At 44.2% G+C, this 20,777-nt stretch carries 12 protein-coding genes; 4 read left to right on the forward strand and 8 right to left on the reverse strand.

All coding sequences use genetic code 11. The annotated features are described in order from the left end of the window. Positions 1-102 precede the first annotated feature (102 nt). Positions 103-4,098, forward strand: coding sequence for a DUF8693 domain-containing protein (locus KXD93_RS08550; protein ID WP_258136601.1), 3,996 nt, complete (start codon positions 103-105; stop codon positions 4,096-4,098). Between the two features lie 137 nt (positions 4,099-4,235). Here KXD93_RS08550 and KXD93_RS08555 read toward each other — a convergent pair whose 3' ends face one another. The 5 genes from KXD93_RS08555 to KXD93_RS08570 form a co-directional block, all read right to left on the reverse strand. Then, positions 4,236-4,889: a DUF4136 domain-containing protein gene (locus KXD93_RS08555; RefSeq protein ID WP_258136602.1), complete on the reverse strand. Its 654-nt coding sequence runs from the start codon at positions 4,887-4,889 to the stop codon at positions 4,236-4,238. A 109-nt stretch (positions 4,890-4,998) separates the two neighbouring features. Beyond that, entirely contained in the window at positions 4,999-7,440 is a 2,442-nt protein-coding gene (gene galB / locus KXD93_RS08560) for a beta-galactosidase GalB (protein ID WP_258136603.1), read from the reverse strand. Positions 7,441-7,545: 105 nt separating this feature from the next. After that, positions 7,546-8,379, reverse strand: coding sequence for a hypothetical protein (locus KXD93_RS08565; protein ID WP_258136604.1), 834 nt, complete (start codon positions 8,377-8,379; stop codon positions 7,546-7,548). Between the two features lie 67 nt (positions 8,380-8,446). Next, on the reverse strand, positions 8,447-8,719 hold the full coding sequence (locus tag KXD93_RS30615) for a type II toxin-antitoxin system RelE/ParE family toxin (protein ID WP_373417351.1): 273 nt from the start codon (positions 8,717-8,719) through the stop codon (positions 8,447-8,449). Positions 8,720-8,722: 3 nt separating this feature from the next. Then, the gene (locus KXD93_RS08570; RefSeq protein ID WP_258136605.1) at positions 8,723-8,938 is read right to left on the reverse strand and encodes a hypothetical protein; all 216 of its coding nucleotides are present in this window, start codon (positions 8,936-8,938) and stop codon (positions 8,723-8,725) included. Positions 8,939-9,090: 152 nt separating this feature from the next. On the opposite strand from KXD93_RS08570, the gene ispG reads away from it, so the two are divergent. Further along, entirely contained in the window at positions 9,091-11,106 is a 2,016-nt protein-coding gene (ispG, locus tag KXD93_RS08575) for a (E)-4-hydroxy-3-methylbut-2-enyl-diphosphate synthase (RefSeq protein WP_258136606.1), read from the forward strand. Between the two features lie 169 nt (positions 11,107-11,275). On the opposite strand, the gene KXD93_RS08580 is transcribed toward ispG, so the two are convergent. Then, on the reverse strand, positions 11,276-11,593 hold the full coding sequence (locus KXD93_RS08580) for an NIPSNAP family protein (RefSeq protein WP_258136607.1): 318 nt from the start codon (positions 11,591-11,593) through the stop codon (positions 11,276-11,278). A 132-nt stretch (positions 11,594-11,725) separates the two neighbouring features. Here KXD93_RS08580 and KXD93_RS08585 point away from each other — a divergent pair, with 132 nt between their 5' ends. Further along, on the forward strand, positions 11,726-15,967 hold the full coding sequence (locus KXD93_RS08585) for a hybrid sensor histidine kinase/response regulator (RefSeq protein ID WP_258136608.1): 4,242 nt from the start codon (positions 11,726-11,728) through the stop codon (positions 15,965-15,967). 72 nt (positions 15,968-16,039) lie between these two features. Then, the gene (locus KXD93_RS08590) at positions 16,040-17,776 is read left to right on the forward strand and encodes a thiamine pyrophosphate-dependent enzyme (protein ID WP_258136609.1); all 1,737 of its coding nucleotides are present in this window, start codon (positions 16,040-16,042) and stop codon (positions 17,774-17,776) included. A gap of 81 nt (positions 17,777-17,857) precedes the next feature. Here KXD93_RS08590 and KXD93_RS08595 read toward each other — a convergent pair whose 3' ends face one another. Both KXD93_RS08595 and KXD93_RS08600 read right to left on the reverse strand, forming a co-directional pair. Continuing rightward, on the reverse strand, positions 17,858-19,615 hold the full coding sequence (locus tag KXD93_RS08595; protein WP_258136610.1) for a fibrobacter succinogenes major paralogous domain-containing protein: 1,758 nt from the start codon (positions 19,613-19,615) through the stop codon (positions 17,858-17,860). 103 nt (positions 19,616-19,718) lie between these two features. Beyond that, positions 19,719-20,717, reverse strand: a complete 999-nt coding sequence (locus KXD93_RS08600; RefSeq protein ID WP_258136611.1) for an ABC transporter ATP-binding protein — start codon at positions 20,715-20,717, stop codon at positions 19,719-19,721. Positions 20,718-20,777 lie beyond the last annotated feature (60 nt).

Here is a 20,777-nt window from a genome sequence, read left to right on the forward strand (position 1 = left end):
GATCTTTTTCAAATTACCGCTATTTAAAGTTTAATTTAATTACGTAACTGTTCGCGGGGTTTCTCCGTAAAAGGGCTACTTAATTGTTTTGAAACTTAAATAATGGAAAACCCTTCACGCCGCTATAATAACTTATCAAGGTTTTTTTGTGCGCTGATACTTATCTTATTCGTATTTAATAGCAAAAGCTATGCGCAAAACACGGTTAGTATAACTTCTCCATCTGCTGATATTATTTTTACGATAGGCTCCTCGTTTACTGCAACAGCGCAAGAAACTGCAACCTTTGGTTATACATTTTCTACTATGACTTTTTCGGTAGATGGCGGCACCGGGGTTACAGCAACCATGGCTGGTACTGTAGGTAGCAAGAGCATTTCAACTACCGGATTATCTTATGGCGTACACACGTTAACAGCAAAAGCTACGTTTAACTATTTTTTAGGAGGCACCAATAGCGTAACCAGTAGCGTAACGTTCCTGGTAAAGCCTGCCCAGCCCAGCATTACAACAGGCAGTTATGGTTTTAGTATCCCTATCACTTTGAAAATGTCGAGTACCGGTGTTAGCACCGGCGCGTCTTTAACGACATTTCCGGCCCTGGTTTATATACAAAGTGATTCATTAAAAATAGGAAAGGTTTGCGGCGACAAGGTTCAGTTTCCAACCGGTAATGGCGGTGGCGCAACGGCTGGAACAAATTACGATTTTGCGTTTACCGAAACAGGTCTTACTACGGAACTTTACTACCAGGTTGATACCTATGATTCGGTAAACGGAATTTTACTGGCCTGGGTGCAAGTGCCTGCATTAACAAAAGCAGATAAAACACTTACCTTTTATTTTGGTTCGGCAAGCCCATCCCATTCGGCTGCATTTGCTGCTTCAACATGGCCAAGCGACTATTTAGCGGTTTACCATTTTAGTGAGGGGTCGGCAACAGCTACTGTATTGGATGCTACATTGCACGCGAGGAATGCAGTACAAGCACATACTGCAGTAACAAATGACGAAATACACGTGGCGGCAGGCATCCCTACAACGGGCGGAGCTTATACCTTTAACGGAACGAACACAAGCATTATTCAAAATACGGGCACGTTTCCCGACTGCACAGGCCAATTTACTGTATCTGCCTGGGTAACCTATACCGGAACATCAACAAGTGACAATAAACTGGTGTCAGATCAGCTTGATTATAGCCATGGATATAAATTAAGCGTACGAAACAGTACCATTGAAACAGAAACCCGGACAACAGCCAACCCAAGCCCGGGTAATGTATGGGATGCAGGCACACCTGTAACACCTAATACATGGTCGTACGTGCAGGGCGAATTCAATGGCTCGGCGTTTATGAACTATCTGAACGGAATCTACGCAACGGGAGGGGCATTCAAAGCTGGTACTAGTGGCACAAATTCACCACCGGAAGCTGGTAATTATCTTACAATGGGACTGGATCATGGAACAGGGGCAGCAAATGGGGGTTACGACGATGCTTGGTTTTTTAGCGGAGTAATGGATGAGGTTCGCGTGTCGAATATCGCCAAGTCTGCCGATTGGATCCAGGCTGAATATTATAATCAAAAAAATCCAAAAACCTTTACCGTTTGCACCGCTGTAGCTACAAACTTAACCAATGCACAAACATTAAATGCAGGAGCGGTAATCTGCACCTGGACGGGAGCTTCGGGCACCGGCTTAACAACTGCTGCTAACTGGGATCTTGGCGCGCCTGATCTTTCGACCGGTAAAACCTCGCTGGTGATACCCGCTGTTGGTACCGGTGTTTATCCAAAATTAACAGCTTCTGCTAGTATATATGGGCTAACCATTGCTGATGGTGCATCAATAGATTTAAACGGGCAGACCCTTAACGTGGGGTGTAATATCATTAACGAAGTTACAACAGGTGGAAAGGGGATCCTGGATGCGACTATTTTGACAGGTATCACTTCGGGAAATCTTAACAGCTCAACAGGCGTTGTAAACTGGAACGGGAGTTTGGCAAGCCAAACTTACAAATCAACCGCCAACGTCGCCACCACAGCTCAAATGAGTAACATGACCATTAGTAATACCAATGCTGGTCCGGGAACAATAACTTTAACAGGAGGGCCGGTTGAAATTTATAACCTGCTTAAACTTACCCAGGGCAACTTGTTAATTGATAATACCAACAATGGAGCACTAACGTTGAAAGCTAATACAACAACCAATACGCTAAATTACGCAGAAATAGAAACCATCCCCTCGCCTTATACCATTAAGGGGAATATTAAATACGAGGTGTATTACACAGGAGGGGCTGGCTGGCGCAATTATCGTTCAATGGCTTCGCCCGTTTATGATAATACGACCACTTATAGCGCCACAAATGGTACTTATAAATTCCTCAACTATAAAACCTCATTTATAATCACAGGTTTCAGCGGTTCCACTAATAATTTTGACAACTCGTGGAATTTTGGCTCAACCATCAGAACATATAACTCTGCCACTAATAATTATACATTTTTAGGAACCTTGAGCGCAAGCCAGGTGATAGCAACTGGATCTGGTTTCTTTATGTATTTCAGGGGCGACAGGACCCATATTACCGGCGCTACAACTGCTGATCCATTTGGTTCAAAAACAAATAAAGCTGATGGCGGCGGCTCATATGCAATACCCGAAGGTGTAACGTATACTTATACCGGCATTCCAAACCAGGGGAACGTTTCTACCAATATGGTAACCGGAACCAGCAGCGCCTATTATCTTATAGCAAACCCTTATGCAGCTACGCTTGATGCAAATGCATTGCTGGCATCCTCCAAAGAAGGCGCTACGAGTGTGTATTTTACCACCAGGAAAGTATGGGTATGGAAACCGTCTTCATCTGCACAATATGCCATTTGGGATGCCACTAATCCTACTGCATCGCCTAATGGAGCAAATAGTTCGGTGCTTCCGGGCCAGGGATTTTTTGTGCAGGCGGCTAATCCAACAACTACCTATCATATTCTCACCATTACTGAGAGCATGAAAAGTACTAGTACAAATAATAATACATTTAGAAATCTAAGCGTATCCGAACCAGTAGCAGCAGCTCCGGAGCCCCCAATATTAAGACTCAAGCTTTCTAAAGATGCTGCAAATAGTGACGAAATAGGCATGGTTTTCAGAGACAGCACCAAAGCCATAGCAGATGCTGACGATGCAGTCCATTTTGAGGGCGACAATCTTACTCTTTCAAGCCTTTCGGACGATGGCCAGTATTTAGCGATTGACAAACGCCCGTTTACCGGGAAGAAAACAATTGTACCGTTGTATGTTACAGGTAATCTCGATACCGCGTATACCATTCAGCTATCCTACACAAGCACCTTAATGAAAAATTATAAGGTAACACTTTTTGATAGTTTGCTGAATACGAAAACGGTTATTAATAGTAAAGCATACTCGTTTAATATCATAAATAGCCAGCACAATACCTACGCTAAACGATTTAAGTTAATAATTGAGCCGCTCCCGGTTCCGGCATTGTTTACAAAGTTTACCGGCAAGGTTGATGAAATAAAGAAAGTTATGTTGAATTGGACCACGTTGAACCAACGCGGAAGCATTTTTTACCAGGTACAAAAAAGTACCGACAAAAAGGTATTTACAAACATTGGAGATCCTTTGGTTTCTTTAATGAATCCTACGGATGTTAACTACCAGTCTATTGATAACAGCCCCGGCATCGGCATAAATTATTACCGCCTCATTCAAACCGACCAGTTTAACAACAGGGTTTATTCTGATACGGTGGCAATAGCGTTTAACCCGGGCCTGGTAAACGGAATAGCTAAAAATGGTTTTATATTGTACACAAACCCGGTTAAGGATGTTTTACAAATAGTAAGTGATAAAAGCTACACCAGCAAGGTTACAATGGACATTTATGACTCATTAGGTAACCTTAAATACACACAAACCTATTCAAGTATGGACGCGCAGCAACCGATCCAGGAAAATGTAAGCAAGCTTAAGGTTGGGGTTTATATCATACACCTCAAAAGCAACAACAAGGAATTAGTAACCCTGAAGTTTAGCAAGGAGCAAAGCTAATATTTGATTGATGTTGCCTGGCAAGAAATAGTTTTAGCAGCAACAAGTAACCTTGTATATCTAAATAAAAATCCCTCAAACCTTACCAGGCAAGAGGGATTTTTATTTAGGGTATATTTTTAAGCCGAAGCTAATTGTTACCTGCTGGCGTAAGTGGGTGTTAATTTTAACTGATCTATTACGCCGTTAACAACCTTCGGCAAATCGTCAACATTTTTTTGTGGGTTTTTATGTACTTCACCAACACCAAAGCCGCGCCAAACTATTTTACGACTGCGTGGATCAATCAAATCAATAATCAATGTACCCTCTTTAAAGTGTTCCTTTTCGGCATAGGTTGGTCCGCCATAAGCAAACGCTCCTCCGTAATAGTTATAGTATGGCCTGTAATAGCCGCCCCAGCCAAAACCGAAGCCATAACCAAATCCCCAGCCGCCCCAGCCACCATAGTATCCTCCAAATCCACCGCCGTAATAGCCGGGCGTGTAATAATTTGTCCTGGCGCCACGGCCAACCGATGTAGTATAACTAACGATAAGATCAGGATTTCTTTGACTCAAACGAAGCCCTTTGGCGGATAAAGCCGCCGTTGCTGCATCCCTGATCTTCGCATCAGCCTCACTGTTCGCCATTTTTTTGGCACCGTTGTCAGCAGGCGGCATCCACGCAAATGTATGATAACTGCTTAAATTGGTTTTATTAATGGCGGCGGTATAATAATCGTAGCTTGAGCAAGCTGATAGCACTGAAATCATCAGAGCAGTCAGCGCCAGATAAATTGATCTTTTCATGATATTCACTCCCTTTATAGTTCTATTAGACAAACGATTGATGAAAGGTTTAATTGCGAGAAAAATATTTTCTAATTTAAATCTAATCTATCACAAATTACACACTAGGCTAAGGTTTTGTTTGTATCAATAGTGTAGCAGACTGTAAGCCTTTTGAGGTAGCGGTGAAGGTGATATTTCCACCTTTTTGTTTGGCTTGCACAATTGCCAGCGCCAACCCATTAAATGCCTTGCGGTAATCTACCTTAAACGAATCATGGTTGTTCTCATCGCCATTGTCAACACCTGCAATAAAGCCTTCACCGTTAATTTTAAAGTTCACCAGGTTGTCGGCATCAGGCACTACATTCCCATCCTTATCCAGGATCTTAACGGTTATAAACGACAGGTCTTTTCCGTCAGCTTTTATGTTCTTCCGGTCGGCCAGTAATTCAATTTTGGCAGGGGCCCCGGCAGTATGGATCTCGCGGGTTAATACAACTTTACCATCCTTACGTGAAACGGCCTTAAGTGTACCTGGTTCATATTTTACCCGCCACATAATGTGCAGGTCGTCGCCGGTCTTCTTTTTAATACCCAATGATTTACCGTTCAGGAATAGTTCCACTTCGTCGGCATTATTGTAAAATGCCCAAACGTCAATCAATTTGCCTGGCTGCCAATTCCAGTGCGGGAAGATATGCAGTACCGGTTTATTGGTCCATTCGGATTGGTACATATAGTACACATCTTTAGGGAAGCCTGCAAGATCGCAAATGCCGAAGAACGAGCTACGTGACGGCCATGAATATGGTGTAGGTTCGCCCAAATAGTCAAAGCCAGTCCAGATAAACATCCCCGAAAGAAAGTCGTATTTCTTCATCACTTTCCAGGTAGCCTCATGTGTTGATCCCCACCCGGGACGAACGTTGTCATAAGCCGAAACGGTGTTATCCGGGTTGCCCTCGGTAAAAGGTTTATCATACTTCGATGGCCATACCCTGATGCTGTCTGACGGCATATCATAATGACCCCTGGTTTCCAGTCCCGACGTAGTTTCGGTTGCTATAAATTTCTTGCCAGGGTACCTGTCATGAAATTTCGCATAGTCAAACTCATGGTAGTTATAGCCCACCAGGTCAATAGCGCCTGATTGGATGATCTTATTGTTTTTACCGGGATTGTCATTAGCTGTCGTAATTGGCCGCGTTGTATCAAGGCTGTGAACAATGGCGGCAAGTTCAGGCGCAATTCTTAAGGCGCTGGTATCGCTTTGCTGTGGGATTTCATTACCAATACTCCAGATCATTACGCTTGGGTGGTTACGGTCGCGCAAAATCTGATCTTCCAGGTCGCGTTTGTGCCACTCCTTAAAAAACAGGTGATAATCATAATCAACCTTTTTCCATTCCCAGCAATCAAAGGCCTCATCCATTACAATAAAGCCCATTTTGTCGCAAAGGTCAAGCAGTTCAGGTGCAGGCGGGTTATGTGAGGTACGGATACCATTGCAACCCATAGCCTTTAAAATTTGAAGTTGACGCTCAAGTGCACGTGTGTTAATCGCAGCCCCAAGTGCCCCAAGATCGTGGTGATCACAAACGCCCAATATCTTCATTGGTTTGCCGTTCAAAGTAAAACCCTTATCTGCGTCGAAATTAAAATAGCGAATACCAATCGGGGTTGAATAGGTATCGACAATTTTATTATCTGCCAGCACTGTAGTAACTACCTTATATAAATACGGGTGCTCAACCGACCATAATACAGGGTTTTTTACATTGATTTTTTGAGCCGAGGTAATCGTAGTATCCTTTAAATGGGCTTTTGCGATAATATCGCCATAGACTGAAACCTCTTTACCTGTAGCATCATAAATACCGGTTTTTATCGTAATTGCAGCTGCGTTGCCATGATTTTTTACGATAGCTGTTAAATTAATGGTAGCTGATTTTGTGCTTACATCGGTTGTATTAACATACGTACCCCAATGGTCAATAGCAACTTTATTAGTAGTAACCAGCCACACATTTCTATAAATACCCGAACCTGAATACCAGCGTGAATTTGGCTGCACAGAGTTATCAACCTTAACAGCGATGGTGTTTGCGCCGCCAAAGTTTAAATAAGGTGTAAGCTCGTACCTGAACGAGATGTAACCATTCGGCCTGAAACCCAAATGATGACCATTTATCCACACATCACTTTTCTGGTAAACACCATCAAAATCGATATAAACCAGTTTGCCTTTTGAAGCTGCCGGTACGGTAAATATTTTGCGGTACCAGCCTAAGCCGCCGGGTAAGGCGCCACCTTCAGGTGTGGCAGGATTGTCCTTGCTGAATTTGCCCTCGATGCTCCAGTCATGCGGCAGGTTGAGCACCCGCCAGCTGGCATCATTAAGGCTGGCTTTTTCGCCGCCAGTAACATCACCCAAATGGAAATGCCAGCCTTTGTCAAAGTCGGCAACGGTTCTGCCCTGCTGTGCAAATGCACTTGAGGAAAATATCAACAAAAAAGAAAGGCAAAACAGCCGGTCAGCCTTTTGCATAAAGGTGTTATTAGTTAGCATAACGGTGCATTTGGTAATAATTGTAAATTTGACACTAAATTATAAATTATTATTGAAAAGCATAATTTATCGTTGGCTTGTCAGGATTTCATTAACTGCAATACTTTACTTCTGCCTCACCAATTTATACTTCAACTTATCCACTAACAATTCACTTGAATCTGCATTCGCCTTAGTATTGTAAAAGTTCAAGGTATCCGCGTTGAACTTAAACGTAAAATCTTTTCGTGTTTTCAGGTCCATGTCAAACATAATATTGTCAAGGTTATTCATGGGTTCGCCGCCAAGATCGTTTTGAATGGAGTATGTTTTAAGATTTTCAAAGCCGATTACTTTTCCAAACGCTGTGAACGTCACTGTGCTGCTTTTGCCAATGCTGTCGGTCATTTTGTAGGTGCCCGCTATCAGTCCCTTATTTATCAGGTAACCCATCCCATCGCCAAGATCTTTTTGTTTGTTAAAGGCTTTAACGTACCGGGTAGTGGTGTGCTCGTTTTTCTCTTTATCATACCCGTAAAGCACAATAGATGTGTCGCCGTTTTTAATGCTATATCCCAAATCAAAATCGCCCAATAAAATAGTTTCTGAGGTTTTGCCGGGTTTAAATTTTAAGGTAAGGTCGCTTCCCTCATGGTTGTTCCAGCCGGCATCAACCTTCATGCTATCGCCTTTTAAGCTGTCCGTTTCAATATACATGGTAGTTAACCCGCTTGCCAGGTCTGCTGCGGTCATCGGCGATTTTGTTGCTACAACCTTATCTATGTAGTCCTTTTTAACCCATACGCCCTGTATAATTGGCTTGAACTTCTGTATCAGTTCCGCCGATTGCCTATTTGAATAGGTGTTATTGATGATAGAATCCTTGTCGGTGGAACTATTTTTGCTTTTACAGGCGATAAAGGCGCTGATGATTAAAAGCAGGATGAGGTTTTTTTTCATTTGGTTGATTGGAGATTTTAAAGTTAAATGTATCACAATCAATATTCGGTTTTGTTCGGTATCAAATTTATCTAAAATACCGTTTAGTATGGAGTACCCTGAAAATAACTACTTGCCCGTTTTTTTCGATATAGTGTATTCCATAAGGAAAGCGATATAACGGCGCAATTCTTATACCTCTATATCTTTCTTGAAATAGTTTGGGTGATTGCTCAATAAACTTAAGTGTATAAAAGAATTCTTTGAGAAAATTGGTTGTAATAGATTCGGATATTTTGTTATAGTAATCTTGAATGTCGGCCAAATCCCATTCAGCCTCAACCCGGAAAAACAATTTCAAAGCTCACTTAATTCCGAAACGATGCTTAACATGGTCAAGGCTCACATATTTTGCGGTACCATCAACCTCTTGCTGAAGCATTTTATCAATCATCGATTTATATTCATCAGTTAGCTCCAATTTTAAATGATGTTGATGAATTAAATCTTCATATTCATTTATCGGGATTATAACTGCTGTTTTTTCTCCCTCGTCGTTAGTGATAAATTGCGTACTCATTAATCAAATTTAATAATTATAAATTTAAAAAAGGAAAAGATTGATGAAGTTACTGCGCCTTTACTAGTCTGCGTTATATTCAATACCAAACATTACAACCTTTCAACATTACAACAACATACAACAAACCAACAAATTCGTATTTTTGCAGTATGGATACTGATGCTGTTAAGGCGCTGCAAGGCCGTTATTGTAATTCGCTCACTGAATATTCGCGTTTTGTAACGCGCGAGGTTTTTATTGGCGATGTGCCTATGGGCGGCAATAACCCAATCCGCATCCAAAGCATGACCACCACTGATACAATGGATACCATCGGTACCGTTGAGCAGTCCATCCGCATGGTTGATGCAGGCTGCGAGTATGTGCGCATCACCGCGCCAAGCATCAAGGAAGCACAAAATCTTGCTGAAATAAAAAAACGACTGCGTACGCGGGGCTACAATGTACCGTTGGTTGCGGATATCCACTTTACCCCTAACGCTGCTGAAGTAGCCGCGAGGATAGTTGAAAAGGTACGCGTTAACCCCGGTAATTACGCCGATAAAAAGAAATTCGACCAGATAGATTATACCGATGCTCAATATGAGGGCGAGCTGCAGCGTATTTACCAGAAGTTTGCGCCGCTGGTAAAGATCTGTAAGGAATATGGTACCGCCATGCGCATAGGTACCAATCATGGTTCATTGTCCGACAGGATCATGAGCCGTTACGGCGATACACCTCAAGGGATGGTTGAGAGCGCCATGGAGTTTATGCGTATTTGCGAAACGCTGAATTACTACAATTTGGTGGTCTCCATGAAATCAAGCAATCCACAGGTAATGGTGCAGGCGTACCGTTTGCTGGTTGAAACCATGGTGGCAGAAGGCATGAACTACCCGCTGCACCTCGGCGTTACCGAAGCAGGCGATGGCGAAGACGGCCGTATAAAATCCGCCGTTGGCATTGGCACCTTACTGGAAGACGGCCTCGGCGATACCGTTCGCGTGTCCCTGACCGAAGAGCCGGAAGCAGAGGCCCCGGTGGCGATTGCGTTGGTAAAGCGTTATTCAAGTCGTAAGTCCTTAGTCGAAAGTCAAAAGCCGGCTCAGGACCCAGGACTTAAGACCCAAGACTCCCAACACAACCCCTACGATTACAAACGCCGTCAAACATACGAAGCTAATGCCTTTATAGGCGGGCACATGGTGCCAAGGGTAGTTATCGATCTTTCAAAAAAGAACCTGAAGGATCCTGCAATATTGAGTGACGCAGGCTACCTGTATTCGCCGTTATTGGATAAATATAATATGGCTGAGCAATCGGTCGACTTTGTTTATTTTGCCGACGAACTGCCATCATTCAACTTGCCCGGCAACTTAAAACAGCTTTACAATTATAACAGTTGGCAAAAGCTGGCTGATAAAACCATGTGCCACCCTTTGTTTACCTTAAAGGAATACGTAGAAGCTGCAGATCGTTCATCAGCCTTAAACCTGGTAAGGCTCAAGCCTGCCGATATTGATTCGGAAGCGTTTGGAGTATTGCCGTTTGACCAGTCGTTGGTATTTGTGCTGGAGACTGATTCTGAATTAGGAATGACCGACCAACGATCTTTCTTCTTTAAAATGGAAGAACTCGGATTGGAAGTACCGGTAATTGTAAAAAGAACTTACCCGGAGAACGACCATGGTCCATGGTCTATGGTCCATGGACAGGAAGAACTAACCACGCTTCTTCAACTATATGCCGCTACTGATCTTGGCGCTTTATTGGTTGATGGATTTGGCGACGGCATCTGGATTGATGCGCCGGAAATAAACACCAAAGTTATAACTTCAACAGCTTTCGGCATCTTGCAGGCTACCCGTTCGCGCATCTCCAAAACAGAATATATCTCCTGCCCAAGCTGTGGCCGTACCCTATTCGACCTGATGATCACCACGCAGATGATCCGCAGCCGGACAAGTCACCTTAAGGGCTTAAAAATTGGTATAATGGGCTGCATAGTAAACGGCCCCGGCGAAATGGCTGATGCTGATTATGGCTACGTAGGTTCAGGCACTGATAAAGTTACCCTTTACCGCGGTAAGGAAGCCGTTAAGAAAAACATCAGCTCGGCCAATGCTCTTGATGAGTTGATTGGTATTATTAAAGATGACGGGAATTGGGTAGAAGTGGAATGATCTGTAGGGAAAAATGATGTGCGGATGAAAATTGTTTAGCCAGTTTGTCATTGCGAACGAGGAACGAGTGAAGCAACCTCGTAGCTAATACATATTCGACATGCAAATTCGCTGAGCATCCGACGAGGTTGCCACGCTGTCGCTCGCAATGACGATAGTTTTCAGCACATTAAATCACCGCGGTAAACTCCGCAAATAAATTACTTGCCTCGCTTAAACTATTCAGCGGCACATAATCACAAACTGCTGCATATTCGGCCCAGATGGTATGTACAACTGGGTTGGAGTGCGCCTGCTGAATGGCCTCAGCCGAAAGCCATTCAAATACTTCAATGATGGTGCCGTCTGCCGTTTCCACAATTACAGGTTCACGATCAGTTACTAATCCCTCAGCCTTTAGCCGTGGTACATGGCTTTTGGTTAATTCCTTTAATGCTTCGGCCTTGCCCGGCTTTGGTTTGTAGGCAACTATAACTATGCGTCCCATAAATTATAAAATAATTATATGTTTTAAAATCCGTTTGCTATCTTAACGACGAATATGCAACTGACCGCGTCAATTCAATATTAACCCTTAAAGTTAATATTAAATTGATTTAAAAATCAACCCCTAGTTTAAATGGCTGATCGCAATTCTACTGCTTCTTTAAAATTTTTTAGAAACCTGTTTCGGACGTTCTTATTATTGTTGCCATTTTTTTCCTTCGCGCAAATTTCCGATGTCAGGTTCAGGCATATCAGCAATGAGCAAGGCCTTTCAAACTCAACCATCAACTGCATTTTCCAGGATAGTCGCGGCTTTATCTGGTTCGGTACCCGCGATGGTCTTAACCGTTATGACGGGGTAAACGTAGCTATATATAAAAATAAGCCTAATGATAATGCCAGTATAAGCGATAATTTCATCCGATGCATTTACGAGGATGCCTCACATAAAATTTGGGTGGGCACTTCTTACGGACTGAACTGCTTTAACCCGGTTACCAATAGCTTTACCAACTACAAGCACGATAAGGCAAATGCAAATTCCATCTCGTCAGATATCGTTTCTACTGTTTACGCGATCGACGCTAATAATTTGTTGCTGGGCACTATGGGGGGCGGTGCTGAGCTATTAAACACTAAAACCAATACGTTTAAACATTTCAGGCGTAACGCCAAAAACAGCAGCAGCCTTAGCAGCGACACCGTAAGCTGCATTTATCGTGATAGCTATAAAAATATCTGGCTGGGTACGCAGTGTGGCGTCGATATTTTTAACGCGGAGAAGCAAACCTTTAAACAATATGGCAATAGTAAAATAACTGCCATTGCTGAAGACAAGCAAAATAATTTGTGGTTAGGCACAGTAGATGCCGGCTTGCAGGTATTTACACCAGCGTCAGCATCTTTCAGAACGATAAAACATGCTGAAAACAATCCCGGCAGTTTATCGGGCAACCTTATATTAAGCCTGCTTTGCGATAAACAAGGAAGCATTTGGGTTGGTACCGTTAACAATGGCCTTAACCAGTATAACCCTAAAAACGATACCTTTTTTAAGTATTATCCCAAACCCGATAATATCGGCAGCCTTTCAAATACAACGGTTTCGGCAGTTTTTGAGGATATCCAGGGGAATCTTTGGATTGGCACACATCGCGGAGGCATTAACCTGTATACGCATGACATTGATAAATTTAAATTATTCCGTGAGGGAATTGATAACACCAGTTTAAGCTATAACGATGTTAAGGCATTTTGCCAGGATAGCAAAGGGAACATTTGGATAGGTACAGACGGCGGCGGATTGAATTTGTTCGATCGTAAAACAGGCAGCTTCCATCGGTATCAAAACCGGCCGGATGATCCGTCAAGCATTTCGTCAAACGCGGTGCAGGCAATTGCTGAAGATGCCCAGGGAAAGATTTGGGTTGGCACCTGGGGCGATGGCATAAACATGCTGGATCCGGCAACCGGGAAATTCACCCGATATAAAAACGATCCAAACAATAAATCATCCATCAGCTCGAATTTTTTGCAGATGATGCACCTTGATGGCAAGGGAAACTTTTGGGTTGCAACATATTATGGAGGGTTAAATTTACTTGACACAAAAACATACAAATTTACACGGGTAACCAATGCACCTGATGCTAAAACCAGCCTGCACGGAAAAAACATAGTTTCTATTGGCGAGGATAATGACAACAATGTTTGGTTTGGAACCGATGATGGTGGGTTGAATAAGTACAACCTGGATAACCGCCGTTTTGAACATTACCTCGATCACGAAAGGAAAAGCACCGATTCGCGGGTACTTTTTACCGATAGCAAGGGCCAGTTTTGGGTGGGTATGGCAGGGCTGTATAAGTTCAACAAACAGAAAAATAAATTTGAGCTATTTACAAATAAGGCCGGCCTGGGGACATTGTTTATTAAAGGTATTACCGAGGGTTATCATCACCACCTTTGGATCTCAACTTCGGCCGGGTTAATAAAATTAAACCCGATAACAAAGGAAACTCAGCTGTTTAATACATGGGACGGATTGCAGGGGATGGAATTTGAAGCTAATTCCTACCTAAAGGCAAAGGACGGCGAAATGTTTTTCGGTGGGGAACGTGGATTCAACAGTTTTTATCCCGATGATATCAAGATCAATAAGTTTGTGCCGCCAGTTTATATTACCGATTTCCAGGTGTTCAATAAATCCGTTTCACCACAGGACAAACATTCACCATTGAATACGGATATTAGCTTTGCAGACAGGATTAATCTTACGTATAAGCAGTCGTCTGTCTCCTTTACTTTTGCTGCGCTCAACTATGTTATTACCCGTAATAACCAGTATTATTATAAATTGGAGGGGCTTGACACCGGTTGGGTAAAGGCCGGCGTGGAGCGAAAAGCCAGCTATACAAATCTCGATCCGGGCGATTACACCTTTAAGGTAAGAGGCTCTAATAACGATGGGGTGTGGAACAACACGGGTGCCAGTATAGCTGTTGAAATTGAACCGCCGTTTTGGGTCACTGTGTGGTTTAAAATGATGGTGTTTTTAATAGTTGTTTTAATTGCCTACTTTTTTTATGCCTACCGGATAAACGCCATTGAGAAACAAAAACGTGCACTTGAGAAACAAGTTAAGGAGCGCACTGCCGAAGTTACCAAACAAACGCTGACACTGAAACTGCAATCGGATGAGTTGCAGGCGCTGAATTTTGAGCTGCTTACCCAGTCGGAAAAGGTGATGGCTCAGTCTAAAAACCTGCAGCAGCTAAATAATAAACTGGTTGAACAACAGGTGCAGGAAAGTGAGGCACGTATGGAAGCTGAAAAAGCCAACCAGGCAAAAAGCATCTTCCTGGCAACCATGAGCCACGAGATCCGCACCCCTATGAACGGCGTGATCGGTATGGCTTCCCTGCTCTCGGAAACAAAGCTAAATTCCGAACAACGGGAATATACGGATACCATCATCAATAGCGGCGAAAACCTGCTGAATGTTATTAGTGACATCCTTGACTTCTCGAAAATAGAATCTGGCAAGATGGATTTGGAGCACGAAGATTTTAACCTCCGTAGCGCCATTGAAGAGGTGATGGACCTATTTTTAATAAAGGCTTCTGAAAAGGGGCTGGACCTTATTTACCAGCTCGACGAGAATGTCCCCGCATATGTTGTCGGCGATAGCCTGCGCGTAAAACAAATATTGATAAACCTGATAAACAATGCCTTGAAATTTACCAGCAAGGGCGAAGTATTTGTACGGGTGAACTTACTGGAGGCACTGCCCGGCGATGTTGTTAAAATTGGGTTTAGTGTAAAAGACTCCGGTATTGGCATCCCGGAGGATAAATTAAATAAACTGTTCCAGGCATTTTCACAGGTAGATTCATCCACGACCCGTAAGTACGGCGGTACAGGACTGGGCCTGGCAATTTCGCAACGGTTGGTAATGTTAATGGATGGCGACATCTCCGCAAAAAGCGAATATGGCCATGGGTCGGAATTTAATTTTTCCATCAAAACAATTAAAAGCAAAAACCAGGTTCCATCATCTCTAATTTGCGACCTCGGCTCATTTACCGGCAGCAAAGTGTTAACTGTGGACGATAATCAAACCAATTTAACCATTCTTAAAGCACAGCTCGAACTTTGGAAGCTGGCGCCGGTTACAGCATCGTCAGCCATGGAAGCTCTGGGCATTATTGCCAAAGGCGTAGTTTTTAACCTGGTTATAACCGATATGGAAATGCCCGAAATGGATGGCGTCGACCTGGCAAAAGCCATAAGGGTAAAAAACCATGAGTTGCCGATAATAATGCTGAGTTCCATCGGCGACGAAACCCGCAAGAAATTTCCCGACCTGTTCTCTTCGGTACTGGTTAAACCTGCAAAGCAGCAAAATTTATGCAAAGCCATTCAGTCGGCATTAAATAAGCAAGCAACTGTGGCTGAAGAAAAACAGCGGAGCGTGCTTTCTGCTGAATTTGCCGCCCAATATCCATTGCAGATCCTTGTGGCCGAAGATAACCTGATCAATCAAAAGCTCATCGGGCGCATCCTGGGTAAGCTGGGTTACAATTGTGATATTGCCGAAAACGGTTTAAGTGTTCTCGAGATGATGAATAAAAAGGTTTATGATACCATATTAATGGATATCCAGATGCCTGAAATGGACGGGCTCGAAGCTACAGCGTTTATTCGCAAGAGTGCCAAAAAACAGCCCTACATCGTGGCCATGACAGCTAACGCGATGAGCGAAGATAAAGAGCTCTGCCTGCAATCGGGCATGGATGACTACCTGGCTAAACCAATGAAGCTGGAAGACGTAATGAATGTTTTGAAAAAGGCATCCGCAAAAGCGTCAGCGTAAATTCATTAAAAAAGATTTTTAAAACCCGCCCCCGTTTATTTGGTTAGTTGGTATAGAAATTAACCCAATATCATGGCAAAGAGTGTGGCCGATCAACTGGTAGAAATACTGGTGAATGCAGGCATAAAAAGGATCTACGCCGTTACCGGCGATAGCTTGAATAATGTAAATGATGCCGTTAGGCGCGAGGGAAGCATCCAATGGATCCATGTAAGGCATGAAGAGGCCGGAGCTTATGCAGCAGGAGCCGAAGCCCAACTGAACGGCCTTGCCTGTTGTGCAGGCAGCAGCGGCCCGGGACATGTGCACCTGATAAATGGTTTGTACGATGCCAATCGGTCCGGAGCGCCGGTTATTGCCATCGCCTCCACCATTGCCAGCTTTGAGTTTGGCACCGAATACTTCCAGGAAACGAATACTATTAAGCTTTTTGACGATTGCAGTAAATACAACCAGATAGCCACCACGCCTAAGCAGTTGCCGCGGATGCTCCAATCGGCTATACAGGCAGCTATTCACCAAAAAGGAGTTGCCGTATTAGGTTTGCCCGGCGATTTAAGCGGACAGGATGCCGAGGAGATAAGCACGGCTACAGAGGTATTTAAATCGACAGCAATTGTTATTCCATCGGCAGATGATCTGCAGCAATTAGCCGGATTAATAGATCGACATAATAAAATAACTATTTTTTGCGGAATAGGCGCCGCTGATGCGCACTATGAAGTGGTGGAGTTGTCGAAAAAGATTAACGCGACTGTGGGCTACTCGTTTCGCGCCAAAATGGAGATCCAATATGATAACCCGAACGAGGTTGGCATGACCGGCTTGCTTGGCTTGCCATCTGCATTTCACAGCATGCACGAAAGCGACCTGCTGATCTTACTTGGTACCGATTTCCCCTACACCATGTTTATGCCTACCGATTGCAAAATTGTGCAGGTGGACATTAAGCCCGAACGCATCGGTCGCCGTGCAAAGGTTGATTTGGGCCTGCACGGATCGGTAAAGGATACATTGACTGCACTGCTGCCGCTCATCGCCCAAAAAACAGACGACAGCTTTTTAAAGGCGCAGCTAAAAGTTTATGACGAGGTAAAGCAAAAGATGCAAACTTATGTTGACGATGCTGGCAAAAAGGAAATGATCCACCCTGAATTTGTGGCCAGCACCATTAACGAACTGGCTACCAACGATGCCATATTTACGGTTGATACCGGAATGTGCTGTGTTTGGGGATCGCGCTATATCCAGGCTACGGGCAAGCGGAAAATGCTGGGCTCATTTAACCACGGCTCAATGGCTAATGCCATGCCGCAGGCTATCGGCGCTGCGCTGGCAAGTCCCGGCAAACAGGTTATTGCCCTTTGTGGCGATGGCGGCCTGTCAATGCTTTTGGGCGACCTGGCTACCATTACCCAATATAAACTACCCATAAAAATCATTGTATTTAACAACCGCTCGTTGGGGATGGTGAAGCTTGAAATGGAAGTTGCAGGCCTGCCCGACTGGCAAACCGACATGTATAACCCCGATTTTGCACAGGTGGCCCAGGCAATGGGCATCAAAGGTTTTACAGTTACCGATCCTGACCATGTAAAACAGGCCCTGCAGGAAGCATTTATGTATAAGGGCCCTGCCCTGGTAAATATCATGACCGACCCTAATGCATTAGCCATGCCGCCAAAAATTGAATTTGAACAGGTAAAGGGTATGGCCCTCTCCATGACCAAACTGATGCTCAACGGCCGGATGGATGAGGTATTAGATACCGTAAAGTCGAATTATAAGCACTTGAAGGATTTGATTTAGCCTGCTAACCGGGCGTACAATCACCCGCATAATCGAGGTGGTTGTACGCGTTTATATTTTATCTGCAAAAAAACTTTTATATCAGTCTTTCACACACCTAACAGAGTAGCCGGTATTTTTAGAAATGGCTTCTCTTGAAAGATACCCTTTTACATACAGGTCCCATGACCATGCAGCGCTTGTGGTGCTTGCCGTGCTGGTCCAAAACGTAGCATCAAAGCCGAAACTATCATAGGTACCATCTGCCTTGCGATAACCGCCTGCCAGTGCTGTGAATAATGTACTGTTGGTACCCAATGCTACTTGCCAGTGTGTGGTTCCTGCTTCCTGCAGGTCTGATCCGTCCTGTTGGGTGCCGCCTACGTAGGCATAAAGCGCTGCCCATTCGGCATCAGTGGCAACGTGCCAGCCTTTTGGGGCAAGCTTTTTGGTATTATTTACCGCAAACCAGTTGTATAGTTTGCCGTAAGTTCTTGAAGTGGCGGCGTTGTTGCTATAGTCGGCACTTGCGCCTGTAGTTAATGTGCTCCATTGGGTGTTAACCGTTACGTTAGGAATGGCAGTACCATCCTGGTAATGGGTAGCACGAAGATTTTGTGCCATCCATGTTTTGCCATTGATAACGATCGTTTGGTATACAATGCCATCAACATCAGTAACCGACCCGGTAACAGGAGGCGGATAAATTGAAAAGGGAGCCTTTATCGACCATTGTAAATAATTGCCGTTTGCTGCCTGCGTTGCTGTAATAACGCATTGCCCCGGGCCATGGATAGTTACCACGTTGCCCGCTACCGTTGCTATTTTTACGTTGCTGCTGGTATAAGTGAACGCACCTTTGCTGCTGCTTACAGGGGTTGCCAAAGTAAACGATGGGCTATTGGTTTTCTTATCGGGAATAGTGGCCCAGGTAATATTTGGAGCCAGGTAAGGGGCAATTATAAAAGTTGCTTTAATTGAGTCGGCTTTAAAAGTGCCCGCTGCTGCCTGGTATGCTGTAATGGTGCAGGTGCCGGCTCCTCTAAGGGTAACGATGGTGCCGCTTACAGTAGCAAAAGCAGTATTGCTTGTTTTATAAGTAAAAACGCCCGTGCTGTTGCTGGTTGGCTTTGTTAAAGCGAATGCGGGGTCGCCCATTCTTTTTGTTGGAATGGTGAATGCGGTAATTGTTGGTTTGGTTGCGCTGGCCTTTACAGTAAATGTTGCTTTTACGGTGTCTCGCGCAAAATCACCAGCCGCTGCCTGGCATGCCGATATCGTACAGCTGCCTGCTCCTGTAATGGTAACGGTTGAGCCGGTTATAGTCGCCACCTTAGCATTGCTGGTAATGTATGTAAACGCCCCGATACCGTTGCTTTTAGGTGCAGTAAGTGCAAACGCGGCATCGCCGAATGTTTTTACCGGGACAGCGAAGCCTGTAACGGTTGGCTTTTGAGTTGCAGCGGTTTTTACAATAAATGTAGCATTTATGGTGTCGGCCTTGAAATTGCCCGCAGCTGCCTGGGCAGCGCTTATTACACATGTGCCTACCCCGGTAATTGTTAGGGTTTGGCCGCTTATAGTGGCTATTTTAACATTGCTGCTTTTATAGGTAAACGCGCCGGTGCTATTACTGGTGGGTTTAACAAGCGCAAATGCAGCCTCGCCTAATCTTTTAGATGCAACTGTAAAATTTGTAATGGTAGGCTTTACCAATGCCGTAGCTGCGAGACTTGCCGATATTTTAGCAGAATCGGGGAGTATTTTGCCCGCAATGGGTGTTATATTTTCGGAGTTTTTAGCGCAGCCAAATAAAAATAGTACGAGGCAGGCCGATAAGGCATTAGGAGAAATTTTCATTAAGTGGTTATACGTAATAAGGTGTAGCTATGTTTTCTTTAATCTGAATTGTTTAGTGCCCGTTTTACTGACGGTTTTTACTGTTCTTTTGATAGATAGCTAATCAAAACTCCAGCCACTTATTCAATTTCAGGTTAATCTTTGTCCCCTCGGCGTGTTTGCCAAACTGATCGTTAAGCACACGGATGGTCACGCCCTTGTTTTCCATTATCAGGTCCTCATAGCAGCCCTTGAATAAAACCTGTTTCACCTCCCAGTCGTTATTGGTCCATGTTTTTACGGTTTCAATCCACTCGGGGTAGATGACTACGTGTTCCGATTTTGTTTTTAGGCCGCAAATGCGGGCCTCAGCGCTGGTTAACACGGTGCAGTTGGTAAGCAGCTGCGCTGTGTACAGGTATTTTGGGTTTTGATAAAGATCCTTTGGATTTCCTGATTCAAGGATCCCGCCATCCTTTAACACGATCAATTCATCAGCCATTGACAGCACCTCGGCTGGGTCGTGCGATACGATGATCACTGTAAGGCCGGTTTCTTTTACTATGCGCCTGATGTCCTGCTGCAAACCCTCGCGAAAGGAGGTATCCACCTGGTTAAAGGGCTCATCAAGCAACAGCACTTGTGGGGCGGTTATCAATGCCCTTGCAATGGCAACCCGCTGCCTCTCGCCCCCGCTTAATTCGGATACCTTTTTATCAGCAAGGCGCATCATCTTTAGCTGGGTGAGCATCTGCTCGGTTTTCTGTTGTTTGGCCCTTAAGTCGGTGCTGGGCAGCATGATGGCCACGTTGTCCCACACCTTGGCAAAAAGGTTCAGATCATCCGTTTGCTGGGTAACCATCTTCATGGCGTCATGACCGGGGATCAGCTTTTCCTCCGGTCCCCAGATGCGGTCGCCCTTAAACTGTACCTCGCCCTTATCCGGCGACAGCAAGCCGTAAAGCATCTTTAATAAGGTACTTTTCCCGCTGCCGCTCTCGCCAATTATAGCGGTTATAAGCCCCGGAGTTATTTTTAGATCGATGTTCTTCACCCCCGAACCTTGCGCCCCGGGATAAACCTTGCTTACCGAAATTGCCTGTAAAAAGGGAGTAGCTGCCATTGGCGGCAAAGATACTTGTTTAGATGGAAAGGTTGTAAGGGTTGTAGTTGATGTAAAGGT

Origin of the sequence: Mucilaginibacter phenanthrenivorans, assembly GCF_024721155.1 — a bacterium.
Classification (GTDB): domain Bacteria; phylum Bacteroidota; class Bacteroidia; order Sphingobacteriales; family Sphingobacteriaceae; genus Mucilaginibacter; species Mucilaginibacter phenanthrenivorans.